Raw genomic sequence first — 2,656 nt, 5'->3', positions numbered from 1 at the left:
GTCTCGCTCGCGGCTAAATCGCGATCTAGCCGCGAGCGAGACGCTCGCACGCTATATCATCCAAATATATTGTTCTGATGCAACCGTCCATGATGTGAAAGCAAAAATGGGATGCTCCCCACCAAAGTTTTTATTAATTGTGAAGAACAGCAGATGCTTTGAGAATTAAGCAAAGCCAAAAATCTTCCTACTCTCACAAAACATAGAGCCGAAGCTGTTCGATTATCGGCGCTCTTGTTGACGATAAAAATCAGCCATTATGACAAATAATACAAAGAAAAAAAAAGGGTAGTAAACCCGGATTTGGTATTACTTAATATCTCTGGTTAATTAGAAGGAGAAAAGTTTTGAATAAGGTTGAGTTTAACTATCAAAAACTTCAACAGCAAGTCCCAATACGCTTGGGTTAATGTTTTTTTGTCCGAAGAGAGCTTTGGGCTCAGCATAAGCCCGAAGGGCAGGCACGCTTTTCACAGGGTTTTGTCTCTATGAGTGTCCCATCCCAAGCGTATTGGGTTTTAAGGCAGTTTGAGCGGCTTTGGGATGCCAACTGCTTCGCAAGCACAGGCGAGACGCCCGTGCCACAATAAACAGGATTGTTAAATTTTGAGTTTTTTTAAGTATTGCAAATCTTGCCATGCTTGAATGAGATTACCTTGCATCAGAGCCGCTACACCGTTTAAAACTCTAATTTCCGGTAGGTTGGGGTTGAGGGCGAGAGCAGGTTTTAAGGCAGTTTGAGCGGCTTTGGGATGCCAATCGTAAAGCTGGACGAAAGCGAGATAAGCATAAGCGTATGGGTTTTGAGAGTCGAGTTGAGTAACTTTTTCTAAAGCTGCGATCGCACTTTTGACATTCTGCTGCAATACCCGAGAAAATGCCAAAGCATAAGCGAATTCTAGATTATTGGGTTCTTGCTGCAACCGATATTCTAAGGTTTGTTCCGCTTGCACGGTATAATCTTGAATTGGATCGTACTGATTGATGCGCCCAATCTGCTCGAACACGGGTTCTAAACCGGGCAATCCTTTCGGTAAATTAACCGCCATCGCCCGCAATTGAGTCACCAAATCTAACTCAGGCTTATCTGTATTATCCTCGTTTCCAGGCTCTGCCTGAGAACGCATATCCAGAGGCTCTGCCTCGATCTTAACACTCACGGCCGGCACATTAATCGGATAAGTTTCGCCGGTTTTCCGATTTAGATAAGTAGCTTGCAGATTGTAAGTTCCCGGTGCAATATTAGCAGGAGGAAGCATCGCCGTGCGATCGACAACTCGAAACCCCACAGCAAATTTATCCGCTTCCAGCATCCCCGGATGCAAAGTCGCCATCGCGATCGCGCGATCGTGTAAAATCCTGAAAGTCTTTCCCGGTGGAATATTGCCAGACTGCTGATTTTCCCACGTTACCAACACTAAACCAGACTGCAACTGCTGCCAAGGCCCAGACCAAGTATAAGTAACCGGCAGCGCGACTCCGGGAACTGCTTTTGCACCGACAGTAACTCGATCTAATTGTACTTGCGATCGCGCTTCATTCAACGGCTGTATTTCGACAGGCTGCACTCGCTTGCGATAAAGATTTAAATTAGTATTGTCTGGCAAAACCCAAGTTTTTTGTAACAAAAATTTGTCGCCTTTTTCAATGGCAGCCACCGCTGCATTTTGAGCTTTTTTAATCCGTTCGCGGATCGAACCTTGCGGGCCAGTTTTGGTTAAAAACCAAGAGAGCGATCGCACATCTTGCGGCACTTCTTTTAAATTCGTTCCCACCTGCCGCCCGTACACCTGAAAATTCGCCAAAGCACCGTAAAAATTCAAATTATGCTGGTTAATTTCCGGTGTCGAAGGCAACACGCCTAAAGTCGATTGCAAATAAGGTTCCGTATCAATAATTTCTGCAATTACCTCTCGGTGCGGCCACTCTTTCCCCAAGTAAGGATAGTTAGAATTGCCGGGACTGACAGCTTGAACTAAGCTATGTCCAAAAGCACCTCCCAGCGGCCACATATGGAACAGCATTGCCAGAATTCCCAAGCCAATTGTTCCCCAGCGAATTTGTCGCCCCCACCGAGAAGGCCACAGCGTTAAACAGTAGGCTAATAAAAGAGATAAAACTGGCAAATAAGGTATCACATATCGGTCGTCTTTGTTGATATTTAGAGAATTAATTAAATAAGCTCCTACAAAAAAAATAGCCAGCCACCGACAGGAGTTGAGATGAAAGATTGACAAACTATCTTGCCGGCGACGCCAATAAAGTATGAATCCGACTAAGGGAATAAGTAACAGAGGCCAAGAAATATGTTCCGGTAAGTGCTTACCGTAGTAAATCCAAGCGTCGATCGTATTGAGGCCCGGATCTCCTTCGGCGATCGCAGAATCCACCGTTGCCCGTTTTCCCCCGGTCAAAATTAACAGCCAATTGGTTTTTGCCCAGGGGCCAAACACCGCCGCCGACAGCAACAAAGCACCAGTTAATTGAGCTAATCTTCCCCAAGCTTTTTGCCGCACTGCACCAACAGCCAACCAGACAATCGGGGTAAACAGAAATAATACGGTAGTGTGTTTAACTAATATTGATAAACCGAGAGAAATTCCCAAGGCGATCGCCCAAAAGAACGATGACGGGGAGAGGGGGAGAGTGGGGGAGG

The 2,656-nt window shown here is 45.7% G+C and carries 1 protein-coding gene; it reads right to left on the bottom strand.

The window, feature by feature from the left end:
- Positions 1-599 precede the first annotated feature (599 nt).
- Positions 600-2,656, bottom strand: a 2,057-nt coding sequence (locus QUA56_RS36330) for a phospholipid carrier-dependent glycosyltransferase (protein ID WP_333368825.1), incomplete at its 5' end; no start/stop codon positions are given.

Source organism: Microcoleus sp. N3A4 (assembly GCF_036701805.1).
In the GTDB taxonomy this organism is placed as follows: domain Bacteria; phylum Cyanobacteriota; class Cyanobacteriia; order Cyanobacteriales; family Microcoleaceae; genus Microcoleus.
This window is presented reverse-complemented; position numbering and strand designations above follow the sequence as displayed.